Raw genomic sequence first — 19,713 nt, 5'->3', positions numbered from 1 at the left:
TTTCAGGCGAAAAAGCAATTCCTGACCGGCCCCAGCGGCCTCGGAAAGACAGTTTGTATGAATGACCACACGCGGCTCCGCGACGGCCATGGGCCGCACGGTGAGCTGGAGGGGTCGATGGCGGCGGTGGCGTTGGCCACCGGGCCTGCCGTCCCCGTGCAGGCGTCGGGAACCGGCGTCTATGCGGCGCTCGACCTCGGCACCAACAATTGCCGGCTGCTGATCGCCTGTCCGACGAGCGACGGCTTTCGCGTGGTCGATTCCTTCTCGCGCATCATCCGGCTCGGCGAGGGCGTCTCGGCCACAGGGAACATCAGCGAGGCCGCGATCGATCGCGCCATCGCCGCGCTCAGCATCTGCCGCGACAAGATCAACCTGCGCAAGGCGAAGCGGCTGCGGCTGATCGCCACCGAAGCCTGCCGCGCCGCCTCGAATGCGGAAGATTTCCGCAGCCGCGTCGCTGCCGAGACCGGCATCGAGCTCGAGGTGATCGACCGCGAGACGGAAGCCTCGCTCGCCATGCTCGGCTGCTCGCCGCTGGTCGACCCCAGGGGGCGCGGCGCCATCCTGTTCGATATCGGCGGCGGCTCGACCGAGCTGGTGCGGATCGAGCGCGACGCGCAAAATCCGGAGCCGCGCATCAAGGCTTGGATGTCGATCCCGTACGGTGTGGTCACGCTGGCCGAGCAGTTCGGCGGCCGTGACGTGACGGCGGAGATCTATGCCGCGATGGAGCGGGAGGTCGCCAGCCATGTCGCGCCTTTCGCGGAGCAGCACGGCCGCGATCTGACCGACATGCATCTGCTCGGCACGTCCGGGACGGTGACGACGCTCGCCGGCATCCATCTCAATCTGGCGCGCTACGATCGCCGCCGCATCGACAGCATCTGGATGAACGATGCCGACATCACCGCGACCATCAACAAGCTGCTCGGCATGAGCTATGAGGAGCGCGCGAACAACAGCTGCATCAGCGTCGAGCGCGCCGATCTCGTGCTGGCCGGCTGCGCCATCCTCGACGCGATCAGGCGCGCGTTTCCGCTGCCGCGCTTGCGCGTCGCCGACCGCGGCCTGCGCGAGGGCATGCTGGTCGAGATGATGCGCGAGGACGGCGCACTCGGGAGCTGGTGAGATGGCGAAAGACACCACCGGCCGCTTGCACGTCCAGGTCAAGACCGGCGGCAAGCGCAAGCTGTCCTCGAAGCTGTGGCTGGAGCGGCAGCTCAACGATCCCTATGTCGCCAAGGCTAAGGCGGCCGGCTATCGCTCGCGCGCGGCATTCAAGCTCCTGGAGATCGACGACAAGTTTCGGCTGCTGAAGCCTGGCATGGCGGTGGTCGATCTCGGCGCCGCGCCGGGCGGCTGGAGCCAGATCGCCGCCAAGCGCGTCGGATCGACGGAAGGCAAGGGCAAGGTCGTTGCGATCGACCTCTTGGAGATGCCGGAGATTCCCGGCGTCGACTTCGCGCAGCTCGATTTCATGGACAATGACGTACCGGCAAAACTCACCGCGATGCTGGGCGGCGGTGCCGACGTGGTCATGTCCGACATGGCCGCCAACACTACGGGCCATCGCAAGACCGACCAGCTCCGCATCGTCGGCTTGGTCGAAACGGCGGCGGCGTTTGCTTGCGACGTGCTCAAGCCCGGCGGCACGTTCCTGGCCAAAACGTTCCAGAGCGGCGCCGATGCCGATCTGCTCGCCCAGCTCAAGCGCGACTTCGCCACCGTGCGCCACGTCAAGCCTGCGGCAAGCCGGCAGGATTCCTCGGAGCGCTACGTGCTGGCGACAGGGTTTCGCGGCGGTACCAGCCGCGAGGCGTAGTCGCCTCGCTCTTCGCGGCGTGTTAGTCGCATAGTTCTGATATCGCCGATTGTCCCGCGACCGTCCGGCTCGCGGAGGCGCGCTCCGAGATCGTCAGGGCGACGATGTGAACGACCAGGAAGGCGGCGGCTACAGCCAGGAGCCAGGCCGTTTCCTCTTGGGCTGGTCGCGCCGTTGAGCTTGCTCGGGCTGACTTGCTTGTCGCGATCATGTTTGGTCTCCGGAATCCCTGCTCACGCGCGTCGTCAGAAAGCGAACTTGACTTGCGCGCGGCCGCGCTCACTTCTCGCCTGGTTCGCGATCAGTTCGTCGAACCGGGCGCTGATGCTCAGCGACTTGTTTACCTGCAGCTCGAGACCGAGGCCGATCAGGGCCTGATCGTGCTTCTCTGCCAGACCGAAAAGGCCGTAGGTCGTCGCAGCATCGAAACTGTAATAGGCGATCTGCGTGTAGGCGCCGCTGAAGCTGTGGCGATAGGCGAGCTCGAGGGTCGATTTGAGCGCGCCGGCCGAGGTGTCCGTCACATGGCTGAAGCGGCCCCCGAGTACGCCGGCGGCATCGACGGCCGAGGTCCGGTTGAAGGTCAAATTGTAGATGCCTGCACCGGTCTCGGCGTAGCCGTCGAGCCGGATCCATTGCAGGTCGAGCCGGGCATAGGGCGCGATCTTCCAGCAATCGACCTTGATCTCGTGGTTGATCGACAGCGAGCCGAACAGATCGCCGGCGGACCGCTCGCCCGAGCCGAACGCCAAGGCGGTGCTGTCGTAACGATAATTTGCGAGCCGGCCTGCCGCATAGCCGAGCACACCATCGATGAACCAGAGCGGCGCCACGCGGTAGCTGGCATAGGCCTGCGCCGACCAGACATTGGCATCGATGCGCGAGCCGTTGCTGCCGATCGTCGCATGATCGATACCGAAGCCGACGGCGACGCCGGCTTTCACATTCCGGGTGAGGCGCGTGTCGACCCCAGCGGTCATGCCGGATGAGGACACGTTGTATTTGGCGTCGGCATAGGTGGTATCCCGGCCGAATTGCAGCGCGCCGGCGGTAAAATAGCGCAGCGACGAATCGGGGGCCGCTGTCATCGGCGCGGCTTGTCCATCTTTCGGTGTCTGACGAGGCGACGTCGCATCGGATGCGGGGCCAGCATTCGCTGCAGGGTCCGTCGGCAGCCCATATTGTCGCTGCGAGGCCGGCATCTGCGCGAAGGCGGCCCGGTTGCTGAGCAGGGGCACCTCGTCATTGTGCAACTCGGTCAGCCGGTCCTGCACGTTGTCCATCTGTTGCTGACCCATCACCTGCACGGTGTGGACCTGAAAGTCGACCATCGCTTTCACGGTCGGATCCATGGTCGGATCCGGCAGGGCGGCATAGCGATAGATCGCCATGCCCGTGCCCGAGCCGAGCGGCGTCGTCACCGTGACGTCGACTGCGCCGACCGCATGCGGCGGCGTCACCACCGAGATCTGCGTCGCGCTCAACACGGTGAAGCGGAGCACGTTGACGCCGCCGAACTTGACCGAGGTCGCGCCGGTGAGGTTCTGGCCGGTGACGACAGTCCTTTGCTGGCCGGCGATGGGGCCCGACGCCGGACTGGCGCTGGTCACCACGGGGCCGGGAAGGACCGCGGCGGTGCAGGCCACCGTGACGTCGATCTGCGACGGGATGCCTTCGCTCAGCGAGCGCCAGCTGAAGCTCTGCGTGCCCGTTGTGGTCACCGTGACGTGCAGCGCACCCGAGACGCTGCCGGATCCGTCGGCGTAGTGTCCGCCGACGCCGAGTTCGATGCCGTGAAAGAATGTCGTGTCGACGATGAAAGTGTAATTCAACGTGATGATGTCGCCCGCGGTCAGCGACACCGTGCTGGATTGATGATCAGCGCCGCTCACGTTGAAGGCGCCGCCATTGATGTCGGCACAGGTGGTCGCCGCAAGAGCCGAGCCGAAGCCGATCGCCTGGGCGAGAACGAGCAACCCGGCCATGCATGCCATGGTCCGTGCCGCTGCCGAGAACGCGTCCTTGAAACGGCTGAGGGCAGAGCGCCAATTGGCGAGATCAATTCGTGTTGCCAATCGGCGCAAACCGCCGCGCGCGAATGTATCGCGACCAGAGAAAATCATACGTCTCCCCAACCCGTCTCCCGGTCCCTGCCGCCGGTCTTCGATGGACCGTTGACAGGGCCACCGACCAAACGTCGGTCGCCATAATTGACGCGACATCGGACGTGTCCGGGATCGAGGGGTCTCGTACGGTAAGGTGTCGGAAACCACCATCAACGGAGGTTGATCGCAGGCGCGCTGCGAGGGCCCAGGCGGAATTGGCTCTGGACGAACGTGGGGCGCTCCTGCAAAGGATGGACGTGATTGGCGAGCGAGGAGATTGGCCGGAATGTCCGCGGTAGAATTCGACCTTCGCGGGCTCATTGGGCCAACCGGCGAATTCCGCGACGGCGCGACAGAGGAGGCGTTCTCGGAGAGCGTCTGGCAGTCGGCCCGCGCCATGTCTCTGCTGTGCATTCTCGCCGAGACGGCGGCAAGCCTGTCCTTCGTGCCGCTGGATTTCATGATGCTGACCGGGCCGCGCCTGGCCTATTTCAGCGAGGTCCGGCTCCTGATCGCGCTGTCGGCCGTTGCCGCGGTGATCGCCGTGCTGCGGACGAGCCGCTATGCGCGCATCGTCGCGGTCACCTACGCGCACCAGTTTGCGTTCTTCACGCTCAACGCGCTGGTCTTCAACCATCCGAGCCTGACCCGTCACGGCGGATTGTTGCTGCCGTTGATTGCGATCGCGCTCAACCTGTGCATCCCCGGGCGATTTCGCTGGGTCGCGTTGATGAGCGCCTATGCGCCCATCATCAGCCTGGTGTTCTGGGCGGTGCTCAGGCCCGATCCGGAAAGCTCGCTTGATCTGACGATCATCATGCTGGTCGTGCTGGTCGGCTACGTCGTTGGCGCGGTGGCGCGCACGCAGTTCAATCGGCTGCGGCGCGAGGAATATCTGCGCATCGCGCGCGAACGGCAAGTCAACCTCGATCTGCGCGAAGCCAAGGATGCGGCAGAAGCCGCTGCGAGCGTCAAGGCCGACTTCCTGGCGGTCATGAGCCACGAGATCCGCACGCCCATGAACGGAATCCTCGGCATGGCGCAACTGGCGCTGGATGATCCGTTGTCGCTCGCCCAGCGGCGGCGCGTGTCGACCATCCGCTCCTCGGCGCAAGGCCTGCTCAAGATCCTGGACGATATCCTCGACATCTCGAAGCTCGAGCGGCAGGCCGATATCTACGAACGTGCACCGTTCGATGTCCGGCAAGCTCTGCGCGAAATCGTCAACCTGATGTCGCCGCGCGCCCATGAGAAAGGCCTGACGCTCCAGCTCGTGCTTGCGCCGGCTTTGCCGCGATGGGTGCTTGGCGATCAGTCGCGCTTGCGACAGATTCTCTTCAACCTGATCGGCAACGCCCTGAAATTCACCAGCCGCGGCGGGGTCACCATCGAAGTGACCACGTCTGGATCGCAGGACGAGATGCTCGTCACGTTCTGCGTTACGGATACAGGCATCGGAATCGCGCCTGAACAACAGGCGCGCCTGTTTCAATCGTTCGAGCAGGGCGACGCTTCGATCCGCCGGCGCTTCGGCGGCACGGGCCTGGGCCTTGCGATTTGCAAGCGCCTCGTCGAAGGCATGAAGGGACAGATCGAAGCCGAGAGCACGCCGGGGCGCGGCAGCCACTTTCGGTTCTCGTTGCCGCTACCGCCGGCCGATGGTCCACCTGCTCGTGATGCGGTGGACACGGCGTTGCCGCCGGTCAGGCCGTTGAACCTGTTGCTGGTCGAGGATATCAAGATCAACGCCGAGGTTGCGCGTGGCATTCTGGAGCGGGCAGGCCACAGGACTGCGCTGGTCAAGTCGGGTGAGCAGGCGATCGAACTCGTGCGCAGCGCGCGCTTTGACGCCGTGCTCATGGACGTGCAGATGCCCGATGTCGACGGTCTGGAGGCCACGCGGCGAATTCGCGCGCTGGCCTCGCCGCAAAGCCAGGTTCCGATCGTCGCCCTGACCGCCAACGTCATGACGGAAGATGTCGAAGCCTGTCGTGCGGCCGGCATGGACGGGCATCTGGCCAAGCCGATCGACGTTGCGGCTCTGCATCGTACGATCGAGGCCGCGCTGACGACCAGGCACTGGCCCGTCGCCGGGCCCGGCGCCCTTCTCAACGTCGGCAGTGACGTCCTGGTGGTGGGCGAGGGCAGCAAGGCGATCCACGACCCGCTTCGGCATCTCGGGTTTCGCGTCTTTCCCGCCGGCTCGTTCGATGCCGCCGGTGCCATGCTGGCGGCGCGCGAGTTCGCCGCGATCGTCGCGGTCGCCCCGCCGCCCGGTTTGGTTCAGGCGCTGCGTTCGCGAGCCCAGCACGAGGGCAAGCGCATCTTCGTCATCGGCGCTTCTGCGCCTGAAGAGGGCGCTCGCCTGCTGGATGAGGGCGCCGATTTGGTCATTGCAGCAACGCTGTCGCCGGAAGAGGTCGTCTGGAAGATCGAGGCATTCCTTGCGCCGGAAACTGCCGACGGCGCGTTCACGCTCGAGGAGGTGTTCGGGCGGGACCGCATCGACGAATTTCAGGAGCTGTTTGCGGATAGTCTGCCGGAGCTGGACCGCGCGCTGGCGCGAAGCGATTTGACTCCGAAGGAGCTCGTGGGCATCGCCCACCGCATCAAGGGAAGCGCAGCCAATCTGCGCATGTCGGAGCTTGCAGCGAGCGCCGATGACGCGATGATTGCCGGGCGCGCCGTGCTCGCGGGGCTTCGTGACCGGGATGACGCCGTCAATGCGCTGCGCAGGCAGATCGATCTCGTGTTGAGAGAGCAGGGCGCTGGCGGGCGTGGCACCCCGGCAAGTGCGGCCGGCACGTGTGAGTTTGGGGAAAGTGATGTCGATCAGCGTGCTCGTGGTTGAAGATGCGCCGGATATCCGGCTGATGCTGACCTCGTTCCTGACCGGAGAGGGCATGACCGCTCACGGCGTGGCGACCGGCGCGGAGCTGCGCGCCGGTCTGGCCACCCTGAGGCCCGACATCGTCCTGCTCGACATCAATCTGCCGGATGCCGACGGCATCGCGTTGGCGCGTGAGCTGCGGCTCGGCGAACAATGCGGCCTGATCTTCGTCACCAGCCGGGATTCCGAAGCCGACATGCTCTCTGGGCTCGACGCAGGCGGGGACGACTACGTCTCCAAGCCGATCAATCTGCGCACGCTCCTGGCCCGCATCCGCAGCGTCTTGCGGCGGACCAAGGAAAAGGTCGTCACCTTTGACGGCTGGATTCTCGATCCGGTCCGCCGCGAACTGTTTCGTCCCGACGGAAGCATGGTCAAGTTGACGTCGGGGGAGTTCAACATCCTCGTCGCGCTCGCGTCTCACATGACGCAGCCGCTGAGCCGTGATTTCCTGCTCGACGTGATCTCGAATCGCGATCCTCGCGAGATCAGCGAGCACACGGTCGACAATCTGATCGTGCGGCTGCGCCGCAAGATGCAGCTCGACGGGGCGCCGGCGCCGATCACGACGGTGCGCGGCGTCGGGTATGCCCTGGTGCCGCAGCAGTCGTAGCCTTCTACCCCAACCGCTGGTCCCGCACGTCCTGGGTATCTTCGGTCGCCGTCTTGACGGCGGCCTTGGCCGCACCCTTGCCGGCCCCCTTGCGGCTTGCGATCTCCACCGCCTTCCGGCCGGAGATCTCGTGGCCGGCATCGCTGGGCATCTGCCAGAAGAACCAGCTCGATGCCGCCGAAGTCAGCGCCACCACGATGAAGGCGGGCGCGAACACCGTGGCGTTGAGCTCGTCGACATGGCTGAACCACATCGTCGTCTCGACGCAAGCCGCGCCGACCGCGACGCCGGCGGAGACCGCGAGCTGCTGGTTGACGCTGACGAGGGTCGTGGCGCGGCTCATCTGCGGACTCTCGACGTCGGCATAGGCCACCGTGTTGATCGCGGTGAACTCGAGCGAGCGGAAGAAGCCGCCGACCACCAGGATCACCATGATGATCAGAAGCGGCGTCGTCACCGTGAACAGCGCGCAGACGCCGAGGAAGAACGCGCTGACGATCGCGTTCACCGTCATGAGGTTACGGAAACCGAAGGTGCGGATCAGGCGCGCAGCCAGCGTCTTCATGCCCATCGCGCCGAGCGAGGAAGCGAAGGTGACGAGGCCGGAATGGAACGGCGACAGCCCGAAGCCGATCTGCATCAGGAGCGGGAGCAGGAAGGGCAGCGCGCCGATGCCGAGCCGGAACATGAAACCGCCGAACACCGCCGCGCGCAACGTCGGAAGCTTCAGCAGCGAGAAGTCCAGCACCGGCGAGCCCGTGCGGCGCGCATGCAGGACATACAGCGTCATCGAGATCGCCCCGCCAAGGACGAGAGCCGCCACCGTGCTCCAGGGCAGGAGATTGAGGCCGGCGACCGAGAGGCCGAACGCGATGCCGGCAAGCCCGAGGCCCGCGAGCATCATGCCGTAGAGATCGAACTTCTCCTGCGTCTCGCTCTTGATGGGATCGATGAAGCGCAGCGCCATGAAGATGCCGAGCAGGCCGATCGGGATGTTGATCAGGAAGATCCAGTGCCACGACGCGTAGGTGGTGATGAAGCCACCAAGCGGCGGCCCGATCACGGGACCGATCAGTGCAGGGACCGTCACCCAGGCCATGGCGTTGACCAGCGCGCTCTTGTCGACCGAGCGGAGCAGCACGAGACGCCCGACCGGCGTCATCATGGCGCCGCCCATGCCTTGCAGGATGCGCGCGAACACGAAGTCGGTGACCGAACCCGACAGCGCGCAGCCGACCGAGCCGATCATGAACACGCCGACCGCGATCGCGAACACCATGCGCGCGCCGAACCTGTCCGCGGTCCAGCCGCTCGCCGGAATGAACACCGCGAGCGACAAGAGGTAGGAGGTGATCGCAAGCTTGAGCGTCAGCGGGCTGGTGCCGATGTCGGCCGCGATCGCCGGCAGCGAGGTGGCGATCACGGTCGAGTCCATGTTCTCCATGAACAAGGCGGTGGCCACGATCAGCGGAATGATGCGTTGCTTGTCGACCATGAGCGATTGGTACTGGAAATGGGGCGGAAAGGGCGAGGATTGCGGCTTATCATCGCCGCTAGCGTCGGACCATTGCAGATCAACGCATAGCACCTAGATTTTGCGCTCGCTCTTTCAGTCATTCCGGGGCGCGCCACGTGGCGTGAGCCCGGAATCCATTGGGCCGCCGGCATAGCTGCGGGATGGATTCCGGGCTCGCGACTTCGTCGCGCCCCGGAATGACGGCGGATTGGATGGGCCGCCGCCGGCCTTTTCCCGCGGAATTTACCTAATAATACCTGTGCATGGCTGGCCGGCGGTCCGATTTGCTTTGATTCGTCACGCGGCCGTGCTATCGACCCGCGTCAACCCCACCGATGGGCTCCGATTCTTCAGGGCGATGCCGCAAGGTACGCCGAGGGCGGCGCTCATCCATCGTCATTTGCGGCACGGCCGCAGGAAGGAGTTGGCATATGGCCACGGTGCAACTTCAGGGCATCCGCGAAGCCTTTACGTTCGACGACGTGCTGTTGAAGCCGGGCCTGTCGGACGTCATGCCGGGCGAGGTCGACATCCGCTCTCGCGTCACCCGCGCCATCCCGCTCAACATCCCGATCATGGCCTCCGCCATGGACACCGTCACCGAGGCCCGCATGGCGATCGCCATGGCGCAGGCCGGCGGCCTCGGCGTCATCCACCGCAATTTCGATCCTGAAGGCCAGGCCGCCCAGGTCCGGCAGGTCAAGCGCTATGAGTCGGGCATGGTGGTGAACCCGCTTACCATCAGCCCCGAGGCCTCGCTCGACGATGCACTCAAGTTGATGAGCGACCACGGCATCTCCGGCATTCCCGTCGTCACCGGCGCCGGCAAGAATACGCCCGGCAAGCTGGTCGGCATCCTGACCAACCGCGACGTGCGCTTTGCCACCGACCGCCGGCAAAAGGTCTCCGAGCTGATGACGCACGAAGGCCTCGTCACGGTGCGCGAGAATGTCAGCCAGGACGAAGCGCGGCGGATGCTGCATCAGCACCGGATCGAGAAGCTGCTGGTCGTCGACGACCAGTATCGCTGCGTCGGTCTGATCACCGTCAAGGACATGGAGAAGGCCGTCGCCCATCCGCTCGCCTGCAAGGATGCTCAGGGCCGCCTGCGCGTCGCCGCCGCCACCACCGTCGGCGATACCGGGTTCGAGCGCACCGAACGGCTGATCGATGCCGGCGTCGACCTCGTCGTCGTCGACACCGCGCACGGCCATTCCCGCCACGTGCTGCATGCGGTCAACCGCATCAAGCGCCTGTCCAACTCCGTGCAGGTCGTTGCCGGCAACGTCGCGACATCAGACGGCGCGCAGGCGCTGATCGATGCGGGCGCGGACTGCATCAAGGTCGGTATCGGCCCGGGCTCGATCTGCACCACGCGCATCGTTGCCGGCGTCGGCGTGCCCCAGCTCACCGCGATCATGGATGCGGTCGAGGCGGCGAAGAAGTCGGACATCCCGGTCATCGCCGACGGCGGCATCAAGTTCTCAGGGGACCTGGCCAAGGCGCTCGCCGCCGGCGCCGACATTGCGATGGTCGGCTCGCTGCTCGCCGGCACAGACGAAACCCCAGGCGAAGTTTTCCTGTGGCAGGGCCGCTCCTACAAGGCCTATCGCGGCATGGGCTCGGTCGGCGCAATGGCGCGGGGCTCGGCCGACCGCTACTTCCAGCAGGACATCAAGGACTCGCTCAAGCTCGTGCCCGAAGGCATCGAGGGCCAGGTACCGTACAAGGGACCGGTCGGCAACGTCATGCACCAGCTCGCCGGTGGCTTGCGCGCGGCGATGGGCTATGTCGGCGCCAAGGACATGAAGGAGCTGCACGACAAGGCGCAGTTCGTCCGTATCACCGGCGCGGGCCTGCGCGAAAGCCACGTCCACGACGTGACCATCACGCGCGAGAGCCCGAACTATCCGGGCGGCGGCTAGTTGCGCGCGGCCTCAGGCCGCGCGTACGGCTTCGAGAAATTTCCCGACCTCGAGCTTGAGGCGGCTCGAATCCGAGGCCAGCAACTGGGCGGCGGTCAGCACCTGGGACGAGGCCGAGCCGGTTTCGCTGGCGCCCTGCTGGACGTCGTTGATGTTGACGGAGACCTGCTGGGTGCCGTGCGCCGCCTGCTGCACGTTTCGCGCGATCTCCTGCGTGGCTGCGCCCTGTTCCTCGACGGCCGCGGCAATCGTCGAGGATATCTCCGAAAGTCGCTCGATCGTCTCGCTGATCGCCTTGATGGCGCCGACGGATTCCTGCGTCGCCGCCTGCACGCTTCCGATCTGCTGCTGGATTTCCTCGGTCGCTTTCGCGGTCTGCTGCGCCAGCGCCTTCACTTCCGAGGCGACCACCGCGAAGCCGCGACCGGCATCGCCGGCGCGCGCGGCCTCGATGGTCGCGTTCAGCGCCAAAAGGTTGGTCTGACCCGCGATCGAGTTGATGAGTTCGATGACGTCGCCGATCCGGCTCGCGGCCTGTGACAATTCGCCGACGCGGTCGTTGGTGCGGCGGGCCTGCTCGACGGCATCGCCGGCCACGCGCGCGGATTCCTGCACCTGACGGCTGATCTCGTTGACCGACGAGGTGAGCTCTTCCGTCGCGGTGGCCACCGATTGCACATTGGCCGATGCTTCTTCGGAGGCTGCCGCGACGGCCGTCGTCAGCGTCTGCGAGCGATCCGCCGTGGTGTTCAGGGTGCCGGCCGACCCCTCAAGCTCGGTCGCGGCCGAGGAGACGGTGCTGACGATCTCGCCGATCACGGTCTCGAAATCGCGCGTGATGACGTTGACGCGACGGCCGCGCTCGATCTGCGCTTCGGCGTTACGCGCCGCATCCGCGTCGGCGCGCTTTTTCGCGACCAGCGCATCCTTGAAAATCTGCAGCGCGCCGGCCATGGTGCCGATCTCGTCCTTGCGATGCCCGTCGGGGATCGCGACGTCGAGCTCGCCGTCAGCAAGCCGCAGGGTCGCGCCGGTCAGCCGCACCAGTGGGCTGATCACCTGGCGCATCACGGCGATGACGACGGCGACCGAGGCGATCAGCACGACCAGCAGGGCCGCCAGCGCCCAGATCAGGCGCGTCTGCGCTTGCCCGATCGCCGTATTGTTGGCCTCGTGGGCAAAGGTCAGGGCGGCGTCACGCAGACCGAGCACGCTGTTCAGGACGGGAGCGAGCCAGCGCGGCCATTCGGCCTCGCTGATCGGGCTGGGGCGCCCCTCGCGGGCCGCCGCGACCAATTCCTGGAAACGCGGCTCGCCTTCGCTCATCAGTTTTGCGCGCACCTGGTTGGCGACGTTCACGAGCACCGGCGCATCGCCGGCATTGTGAACGCCTTGCTCGATCTGGGTCCAGATCAGCGCGACCTGACCCGACAATTCGGTCACCTCGACGCGCTGGGCTGCCGACAGAGGCTGATTGCGGGCGAACAGGCCGAGCACGGCGGCACGCGCGCCGTTGATGGTGCGCATGCTTTGCGCGCTCTGCGCCAGCGCGGCCGATGGCAGCAGGTTCTCGATGTCGCTGCCGGTGCGTGACAGGCTGATCAAGGCTTCGCTCGTCGCAGCCGTAAGCGCGTCGACGGAGCGCGCAAGGCCGTCCACGATCGCCGTCTGGCTATCGGCGGGACGTTGCGACTTGGGCAAGGCCGCGGCCTGGCGTCCGACGCTACGGGTCTTTTGCAAGATCTGCTCGGCGGCTTCGACCGATCGCGTCGGCAGCTCCGCCGCGCGAATGGCCGCCTTGGCCGCATCGATGGCAGCGTCCGTGTTGGCGATGGTCTTGTCGAGCGCCGACAACTTCTCGGGCGTGGCCGGCTCGGCGGGAGTCGCGGCCGCATACCAGGCGGTGCGTTCGACCGGAATCAGGCTGTTCGCTTTCATCACCAGCTCGAAGGCATCAAGCGAGCGCGCGGCCGCTTCCCGCTTGCGCAGGTCGCCCCATCCGCCCCAGGCGACCGCGCCGGCGAAGGCGATGGCCAAAAGGCTCGTGATCAGGTTGCCGGCCAGGACGCGCCAGCGCAGGCTGAGCCCGCCCTTCGCGCCGATCTCTCGGCGATGGTCGGACGGGACGGAAAGCTCTGGCACCGGTTAGGCTCTTTGATCATGGAAACGCTGCGCAATTTTAGTTTGCATTCGCGACCAAAGCCTTAATCGAGCGAGCGTTTGCTTCGCCGCCACGCTGCCTCTAAATCATGCCCACAAACAGATCCGGAGGAACCATCATGGCCCAAGCAAAACGCATCGTTCTCGCCGCACGCCCCGTCGGGGAACCCAAGCCGTCGGATTTTCGTCTCGAGGAATTCGCGATTCCCTCGGCCGGCGCGGGTGATGTCCTGCTGCGCACCGTTTGGCTGTCCCTCGATCCCTACATGCGCGGACGCATGAGCGAAGGGCCGTCCTATGCCGCCCCGGTGCCGGTTGGCGGCGTGATGGAAGGCGAGGCGGTGAGCGAGGTCGTAGCCTCCAACAATTCCGATTTCGCGGTCGGCGACATCGTCCGTGCGCGCACCGGCTGGCAGACGCATGCGATCTCGAACGGCAAGGGGCTCATCAAGGTCGATCCCAAGCTCGGGCCGATCTCGACCTCCATCGGTGTGCTCGGCATGCCCGGCATGACCGCGTATACGGGCCTGCTCGACATCGGCAAGCCGCAAGCCGGCGAGACCGTTGTCGTTGCCGGCGCCTCCGGCGCTGTCGGCTCGGCCGTCGGCCAGATCGCGAGGATCAAGGGCGCACGTGCCGTGGGCATCGCCGGCGGCAAGGACAAGTGCGACTACGTGGTGAAGGAGCTCGGCTTCGAAGCCTGCATCGATCACCGCGATCCCGATCTTGCGGCCAAGCTGAAGGATGCCTGCCCTGATGGCATCGACGTCTATTTCGAGAATGTCGGCGGCGCCGTGTTCGAGGCGCTCTTCCCGCTGCTCAATCCCTTCGCGCGGGTGCCGGTCTGCGGCCTGATCGCCCACTATAACGATACCGAGGCCAAGCCCCCCAAATGGGCCGCTGCGATGATGCGCAACATCCTCACCAAGCGGCTGACCTTCCGCGGCTTCATCGTCTCCGACTTCGCCTCGCGCCATGGCGACTTCCTGCGCGACATGTCGACCTGGGTCCGCGATGGCAAGGTGAAGTACAAGGAATTCGTCACCGAGGGCCTGGAGAGTGCCCCGGCTGCCTTCATCGGGCTGCTGAAGGGGGCCAATTTCGGCAAGCAGCTGGTCCGGGTCGGGGGGGATAAGGCTTAGCTTTCAAGGCCTGCTGCGTCTCCGACAGGCCTGGAGCGCCATCCAGTTGCTCCGACGCCGCGCCCCGGGCGTCAATGGTTAACAAAGAGTCACCGATCGGCCACACTCGCCCCTAAAGGGCGGAGTGTGAACGAGGGTTGATTGACGTCCGGGCGAAGGCATTGAATCATCGCGCATATTTCAGGTGCTGCGATGTTAGAGATCGGTATTTTCTGCGTTATTCTTCTGGCGGCCGGCTATTGGGTGGCCATGTATGTCATGGGCCGCCACGACGACGTCATTCACGGCAAGTTCGTGCACAGCGAGGAGGAGGGCGAGTTCGCAGCCCCCGCCATGCCAAAGCCGCCGCCGCGTTTTCCCAATCGGTCGCTCAAGACGGCCGAGCCCGCGAAGATCGTGCCGGTCGATGGGGCGGCGCCTCCAGAAGTCACCAGCGAAGCGCTGCAATCGTTACTCGCTGCGATCCAGCAGGATCTCAAGAGCGTCGCTTGAGCGTGTGCGCTCACTGCTCGCCGCCCATCTGGGCGAAGAGCTCTTCGATATCGACATCGACTTGACCAGCCGCGCGGATGTGGCGGACTTCAAAACTGTCGGGTGAAAAGCGGTACTCGACGAGGCCGGTCTCCTTGATCGCGATCCGGTCCTGGCGCGCGTCGTTAATCTTGAAGCCGGCCGACGGTGCCCAGACGTGCCTGACGTGGCGGAACGTGAAGTCGCGGCGCTGATGCACATGGCCGCTGGCGATGAGGCGGAGGTCCGCGCTGCCCAGCATCTCGATCAGGCGCGCACGCGCCGGCTGCGGCACGTAACGGATCGAGGTCTCCGGCGTCTCGGCGTCATCGGGCCGGTGGAGAAACAGCGGCTTGTGGATGAACAGCGCGACTTGTTTTCTGTTCGCGCGTGAGATTTCGGCCGAGAGCCAGTCGAATTGCTCGGCCTCGAAGGCGAGGCCAGAATTCATCACCAGCGAGTTGAGGCCGATGAAGCACCAGCCGGCAGCCTCGAACGACCAATGGTCTTCGCCGATGATGTCGCGGAATTGCCGGCGGTGGGCTTCGGTCACCGGCGGTTTCGGCGCAGGCCCGAGTGCGGTCGGATTGTCGCCGATGTCGTGATTGCCCGGAATGTAGCGGCAGGCAACGGGCAGGGCGTCGTGCAGGCTTTTCGCGAACTCGACGTCGTCGCGGCTGATCGGCCCGTCGAAGGATACGTCGCCGGTGTTGATGACGAGATCAGGCCTGCTCGCGTCGATATGCTCGCTGATCGCCTGGAAGTTGGCGATCAGGCCGGGAAAGCGCCGGCCGAGATGCGTGTCGGAAATCTGGGTGAGGCGAAATTCGGACATAGGCAAAGTATCGTCCGGCGAAACGTCGGAACGATGACGCGCGCACAAGAACCGTGATGAAACAAAGTTTAAAGCACGCGATAGCGGATCGTGTAAGCGTCCTGCGGCGCGGCGCCGCTTGCGACCGAGGGGGTGATGCGGTCGGCGAGGTGCCAGGGGCCGAACTGCTCGCTGGGATGCGGCTCGGCGGAGAGGCGCAGGCGAAACTCGAACGTGCCTTTGCCGGGCAGGTTCAGGACCAGCACCCGGTCGGCGGTGCGGTAGTTGAGGGCGACCGCGCCGCGTAGCACCGCGCGTCCGTCGGCAAGTTCGGTCACGCCGTCGACCAGCGCCAGCGTCTGGTTGCGGTCGGTGTGCAGCTCGATCTGGCTGCCGCTGACGGCCGTCAGCGTCTCCCGGGGCATGCGGATCTCGAACTCGACCGCGGGCTTGGAGGGGTTGAGGCCGAGATAGGCCAGCGCGGCGTGGCGCATGTCGTAAGCGGCGAAACCGAACAGGGCGACGGCAGCGAGCGTTGCGAGGCCATGCCTGACGACGTCGCGCCAGGTCCGGTAGGACAGGCGGAAGTAGACGGTCATCGCCAGCGCCACGGCGAGGGCCGCGGCGATGCCCGACAGCGCCGACATCCAGATGCCGAGCTCGCCGTCGGCGGCTTCGCTCCAAAGATTGGACAGGGTATTCATGTCGCGCTCTGGGCGGCGCCGCCGCCGGACTTGAGGGGCCAAAATCGCTTCAAGTATCAGCAGTTGGTCGCCGAAGCGGGAACGCCGGTTCAACTCGCCGATTGTCAGGGCGAGCAGTCGCGGCTATTGACGGTCCGCGGCATGCCGCCTCACGGGAAAGTTCCGATGTCAGTTCAAATGGCTTTGTTGCCTGTCTTCGTGCAGATCGGGCTCACCTTCGCCCTCCTGATCGGCATGGTGTTCGCCCGCCGCAAAGCGCTGGTCTCGGGCGAGACCAAGATCCGCGACATTGCGCTCGGCGAGCCCAATTGGCCCAAGGGCGCCACGCAAACCGCCAATTGCTACCGCAACCAGTTCGAACTGCCGGTGCTGTTCTATGCGCTGATCGCACTGGCACTGCCCTTGCGCCACGCCGACCTTTTCATCGTGCTGATGTCCTGGGTGTTCGTGGTGACGCGCTTTGCCCATGCCGGCGTGTTCATCACGTCGAACGATCTCGGCCAGCGCTCGTCGATCTGGCTCGCCGGCGTGCTCGTGCTGCTGGCGATGTGGGTCTACTTCGCACTGAAAATCCTGCTGCTGATCTAGGCGCTGGTGCGCCAATCCTGATCTGAAAGACTCAAATGACTCCCGCTGCCCGGCTGTCCGCAGCCATCGAACTGATCGACACCATCGAACGCGACCGCGTGCCTGCGGCGAAGGCGCTGAAGGAGTGGGGCACCGCGCACCGCTTTGCCGGCTCCGGCGACCGCGCCGCCATCGCAGGCCTCGTCTGGGACGTGTTGCGCCGCTTTTCCTCGAGCGCCTATTTGATGGATTCCGATACCGCCCGCGCGCGCCTGATCGGCATGCTCCGCCTCGAGCGCGACATGGATACCGCGACCATGGCCGCCTTGTTCGACGGCAGCCGCTTCGCACCGGCGCCTTTGACGGAGGCGGAGCAGGCCGCGCTCAGCCAACGCTCGCTGAAGCATGCACCGGCCTCGATCGCCGGCGACTATCCGGAATGGCTCGATTCGCATCTGGCCAAAGTGTTCGGCGATGACCGCATCGCCGAGGCGATGGCGATGGCAAGCCGGGCGCCGCTCGACCTGCGCGTCAACACGCTAAAGTCCAATCGCGACAAGGTGCTGAAGGCGCTTGCTCATCTTCATGCGAAACCGACGCCATGGTCGCCAAACGGCCTGCGCATCGAGCTGTCGGCCGATGCGCGCAATCCCGGCATTCAGGCGGAAGAGGATTTCATCAAGGGCGGCGTTGAGGTGCAGGATGAAGGATCGCAGCTTGCGGCCCTGTTCACCGCGGCCAAACCGGGTGAGCAGGTGATCGATCTCTGCGCCGGGGCCGGCGGCAAGACACTGGCGCTCGCCGCGCTGATGCAGGGCAAGGGCCGGCTCATTGCCACCGATCGCGACAAGCGCCAGCTGATGCCGATCCACGAACGCCTGTCGCGCGCCGGCGTCCACAATGCCGATGTCCGCACGCCCAAGGGCGAAGCCGATCCGCTTGCCGATATCAGCGCGACTGCCGACCTCGTCGTGATCGACGCGCCTTGCACGGGAACCGGGACCTGGCGCCGTAACCCCGATGCCAAATGGCGCATGCGGCCGGGTGCGCTGGAGATCCGCCTGAAAGACCAGGCCGAGGTGCTGGAGCGCGCCGTTCCGCTGGTGAAGGCCGGCGGCCGCATCGCCTACATCACCTGCTCGGTGCTGTCAGAAGAGAACAACGAGCAGGTGAGGGCCTTCATCGCCAAGCATCCGGAGTTTTCGGCCCTTCCGCCCGAGCAGACCGCCAGCGTGCTTTGGGACAAGGCCGAGCAGTTTGCGCAAGCCGCGCTGCAATCCGACGAGGGCTGGCTGATGACCCCGCGCCGTACGGGGACGGACGGGTTTTTCGTCTCGGTTCTGAAGAAGGTCGGCTGATCTCGCTCCGCCGTCATTCCGGGGCTCGCCCTGGGGGCGTCCCGGAATGACAGCGCAAACAAAAACCCCGCGAACCGTATCCCGGTCGCGGGGTCTTCGAGTTCAACGATTCTAACCGGTACGTCCGTGGTCAGATCGTGCGCGGCTGACTAGCCGGCGCGGAGGTTGTCGGCCGAGGACTTGCCGCTGCGGCGGTCCGCGACGATGTCGAACGAGACCTTCTGGCCCTCGTTGAGGGTGCTGAGGCCGGCGCGCTCGACGGCGCTGATGTGAACGAAGACGTCCTTGTCGCCGTTGTCAGGCTGGATGAAGCCAAAGCCCTTTTGATTGTTGAACCACTTCACGGTACCCATTGCCATAGTCATTTCCTTCTTTGTGACGATGCACTCAGGGGGACAAATGCGCATGGTTTGCGCCCACGTCCCGATTGGTCGATTTTGGAGAAATACCTGAAACGTGCTCGCCCATTGGAAATGAGACGGAGCGGCCCAGTCGTTCGGCCAAGGATCGATGATCACAATCTAGAGATTTTTTGGGGCGACTTCAAGGCGCCGCGCGCTGACAGCGAGCCGCGCGCCGTTTGCTATTTTGCGCTGCACACGGCCGCGGGAAGGATAGTTCCGTCAGTCGACAATGAAGAGCGTTGCGCCCACCGCCGTCGACGAGCGATGCGCGGCGTCGCCGAAATCCGAGACCTGGTAGCTCATGCCCGGCGTCAGCTTGAACCTGCGCCCGTCGCGCAATTCGCTGTCGAGCTCGCCGGCGAGCACGTAAAGCACATGGCCGCGATCGCACCAGTGATCGGCGAGATAGCCCGCCGAATATTCGACCATCCGCACCCTGAGATCACCGATGTTCAGGGTGCGCCATTTTGCTTCGCCGGTCTCGCCGGGATGTATGGTGGCTTCGACCTTGCTCCAGTCGGTGACGGTGAATGGCGAGGTGGGGAGTTTCATGGAGAGGAGTCCTTGAATTCAGAGCCGGCAGCGCCTGTGTTAGCGCACGTACGCGCCGCAGTCTCCGTCTCATCGCCCGCGAAGCGGGCGATCCAGGACTCCAGAGGCCATGCCGTAATGCGGAGGAGCCGCGGCGTACTGGATTCTCCGCTGTCGGAGGAATGACAGTGGCGGATGGGACGAGAGTTCTCAATGCGGCAGATGGTTCGCCGAGCCCTGCACGATCAGCCCCGCATCATTCACCCGCAGATATTCGCAGATCTTCTTGCCGCGCTCGTTCTGGTAAAACACCATGACGCTGTCAGGGCTGACGAACACATCGATCAGCGAGAAGTGCAGCTCCGGTAGCAATCCGAGTGCCTTGCCCCAATACGCGCGTAAACTCTCCTTGCCGCGCACCGTGCCGCTGGCGTCGAACCCCATCGCGGGGATTCGGTCCGAGGTCATCACGGCGTCCTCATCATAGAGCGTCAGCACGCGCTCGAGGTCGCGCGCGTTCCAGGCCTCGACCCAGGTCCGGCCGAGCGTGACAAGCTGTGATGGCTGATGAAATCTGGACATGGCGTTCTCCCTGATAGCCCTTGATTCAAGCGATGGGCCAATTAGGTCAATAATACTTACCTATATA

17 protein-coding genes are annotated in these 19,713 nt (G+C 65.2%); 9 read left to right on the top strand and 8 right to left on the bottom strand.

Going from position 1 to position 19,713, the window contains the following annotated elements:
- Window positions 1-57 precede the first annotated feature (57 nt).
- Both X265_RS23475 and X265_RS23470 read left to right on the top strand, forming a co-directional pair.
- On the top strand, window positions 58-1,131 hold the full coding sequence (locus X265_RS23475; protein ID WP_128966945.1) for a Ppx/GppA phosphatase family protein: 1,074 nt from the start codon (window positions 58-60) through the stop codon (window positions 1,129-1,131).
- A 1-nt stretch (window position 1,132) separates the two neighbouring features.
- Entirely contained in the window at window positions 1,133-1,825 is a 693-nt protein-coding gene (locus X265_RS23470) for an RlmE family RNA methyltransferase (protein ID WP_128966944.1), read from the top strand.
- 245 nt (window positions 1,826-2,070) lie between these two features.
- Here X265_RS23470 and X265_RS23465 read toward each other — a convergent pair whose 3' ends face one another.
- Window positions 2,071-3,810: an autotransporter family protein gene (locus X265_RS23465; protein WP_164938752.1), complete on the bottom strand. Its 1,740-nt coding sequence runs from the start codon at window positions 3,808-3,810 to the stop codon at window positions 2,071-2,073.
- A gap of 406 nt (window positions 3,811-4,216) precedes the next feature.
- Between X265_RS23465 and X265_RS23460 the strand changes: the two genes are divergently transcribed.
- Complete coding sequence (locus X265_RS23460) at window positions 4,217-6,781, top strand: ATP-binding protein (protein ID WP_128966942.1); 2,565 nt, start codon at window positions 4,217-4,219, stop codon at window positions 6,779-6,781.
- The gene (locus X265_RS23455; RefSeq protein WP_128966941.1) at window positions 6,756-7,433 is read left to right on the top strand and encodes a response regulator transcription factor; all 678 of its coding nucleotides are present in this window, start codon (window positions 6,756-6,758) and stop codon (window positions 7,431-7,433) included. Before X265_RS23460 ends, X265_RS23455 begins: the two co-directional genes overlap by 26 nt.
- Before the next feature lie 4 nt (window positions 7,434-7,437).
- Here the strand turns inward: X265_RS23455 and X265_RS23450 are convergent, their stop codons facing one another.
- Window positions 7,438-8,928, bottom strand: coding sequence for an MFS transporter (locus tag X265_RS23450; RefSeq protein ID WP_128966940.1), 1,491 nt, complete (start codon window positions 8,926-8,928; stop codon window positions 7,438-7,440).
- Window positions 8,929-9,380: 452 nt separating this feature from the next.
- On the opposite strand from X265_RS23450, the gene guaB reads away from it, so the two are divergent.
- On the top strand, window positions 9,381-10,874 hold the full coding sequence (gene guaB, locus X265_RS23445; protein WP_128966939.1) for an IMP dehydrogenase: 1,494 nt from the start codon (window positions 9,381-9,383) through the stop codon (window positions 10,872-10,874).
- A 12-nt stretch (window positions 10,875-10,886) separates the two neighbouring features.
- Here guaB and X265_RS23440 read toward each other — a convergent pair whose 3' ends face one another.
- On the bottom strand, window positions 10,887-13,016 hold the full coding sequence (locus X265_RS23440) for a methyl-accepting chemotaxis protein (protein ID WP_128966938.1): 2,130 nt from the start codon (window positions 13,014-13,016) through the stop codon (window positions 10,887-10,889).
- 137 nt (window positions 13,017-13,153) lie between these two features.
- Between X265_RS23440 and X265_RS23435 the strand changes: the two genes are divergently transcribed.
- Together X265_RS23435 and X265_RS23430 are read left to right on the top strand one after the other, a co-directional pair.
- Window positions 13,154-14,176 carry an NADP-dependent oxidoreductase gene (locus X265_RS23435; RefSeq protein ID WP_164938751.1) on the top strand — a complete coding sequence of 341 codons (1,023 nt, stop codon included), beginning with the start codon at window positions 13,154-13,156 and terminating at the stop codon, window positions 14,174-14,176.
- A 192-nt stretch (window positions 14,177-14,368) separates the two neighbouring features.
- Window positions 14,369-14,668, top strand: a complete 300-nt coding sequence (locus X265_RS23430) for a hypothetical protein (RefSeq protein WP_128966936.1) — start codon at window positions 14,369-14,371, stop codon at window positions 14,666-14,668.
- Between the two features lie 10 nt (window positions 14,669-14,678).
- Here the strand turns inward: X265_RS23430 and X265_RS23425 are convergent, their stop codons facing one another.
- Together X265_RS23425 and X265_RS23420 are read right to left on the bottom strand one after the other, a co-directional pair.
- On the bottom strand, window positions 14,679-15,521 hold the full coding sequence (locus tag X265_RS23425; RefSeq protein ID WP_128966935.1) for a metallophosphoesterase family protein: 843 nt from the start codon (window positions 15,519-15,521) through the stop codon (window positions 14,679-14,681).
- Window positions 15,522-15,589: 68 nt separating this feature from the next.
- Window positions 15,590-16,204, bottom strand: coding sequence for an acriflavin resistance protein (locus tag X265_RS23420; protein WP_128966934.1), 615 nt, complete (start codon window positions 16,202-16,204; stop codon window positions 15,590-15,592).
- 165 nt (window positions 16,205-16,369) lie between these two features.
- Between X265_RS23420 and X265_RS23415 the strand changes: the two genes are divergently transcribed.
- Window positions 16,370-16,792, top strand: a complete 423-nt coding sequence (locus tag X265_RS23415) for an MAPEG family protein (RefSeq protein ID WP_128966933.1) — start codon at window positions 16,370-16,372, stop codon at window positions 16,790-16,792.
- A gap of 35 nt (window positions 16,793-16,827) precedes the next feature.
- On the top strand, window positions 16,828-18,129 hold the full coding sequence (locus X265_RS23410; protein WP_128966932.1) for an RsmB/NOP family class I SAM-dependent RNA methyltransferase: 1,302 nt from the start codon (window positions 16,828-16,830) through the stop codon (window positions 18,127-18,129).
- Window positions 18,130-18,278: 149 nt separating this feature from the next.
- Here the strand turns inward: X265_RS23410 and X265_RS23405 are convergent, their stop codons facing one another.
- The 3 genes from X265_RS23405 to X265_RS23395 form a co-directional block, all read right to left on the bottom strand.
- On the bottom strand, window positions 18,279-18,488 hold the full coding sequence (locus X265_RS23405) for a cold-shock protein (RefSeq protein ID WP_045000506.1): 210 nt from the start codon (window positions 18,486-18,488) through the stop codon (window positions 18,279-18,281).
- Window positions 18,489-18,752: 264 nt separating this feature from the next.
- Window positions 18,753-19,085: a DHCW motif cupin fold protein gene (locus X265_RS23400; protein WP_128966931.1), complete on the bottom strand. Its 333-nt coding sequence runs from the start codon at window positions 19,083-19,085 to the stop codon at window positions 18,753-18,755.
- 189 nt (window positions 19,086-19,274) lie between these two features.
- Window positions 19,275-19,646 carry a nuclear transport factor 2 family protein gene (locus X265_RS23395; protein WP_128966930.1) on the bottom strand — a complete coding sequence of 124 codons (372 nt, stop codon included), beginning with the start codon at window positions 19,644-19,646 and terminating at the stop codon, window positions 19,275-19,277.
- Between the last annotated feature and the right edge of the window lie 67 nt (window positions 19,647-19,713).

This window comes from Bradyrhizobium guangdongense, assembly GCF_004114975.1.
GTDB lineage: Bacteria > Pseudomonadota > Alphaproteobacteria > Rhizobiales > Xanthobacteraceae > Bradyrhizobium > Bradyrhizobium guangdongense.
The sequence above is the reverse complement of the archived record's forward strand: the minus strand, read 5'-3'. Positions and strand labels throughout refer to the sequence as shown.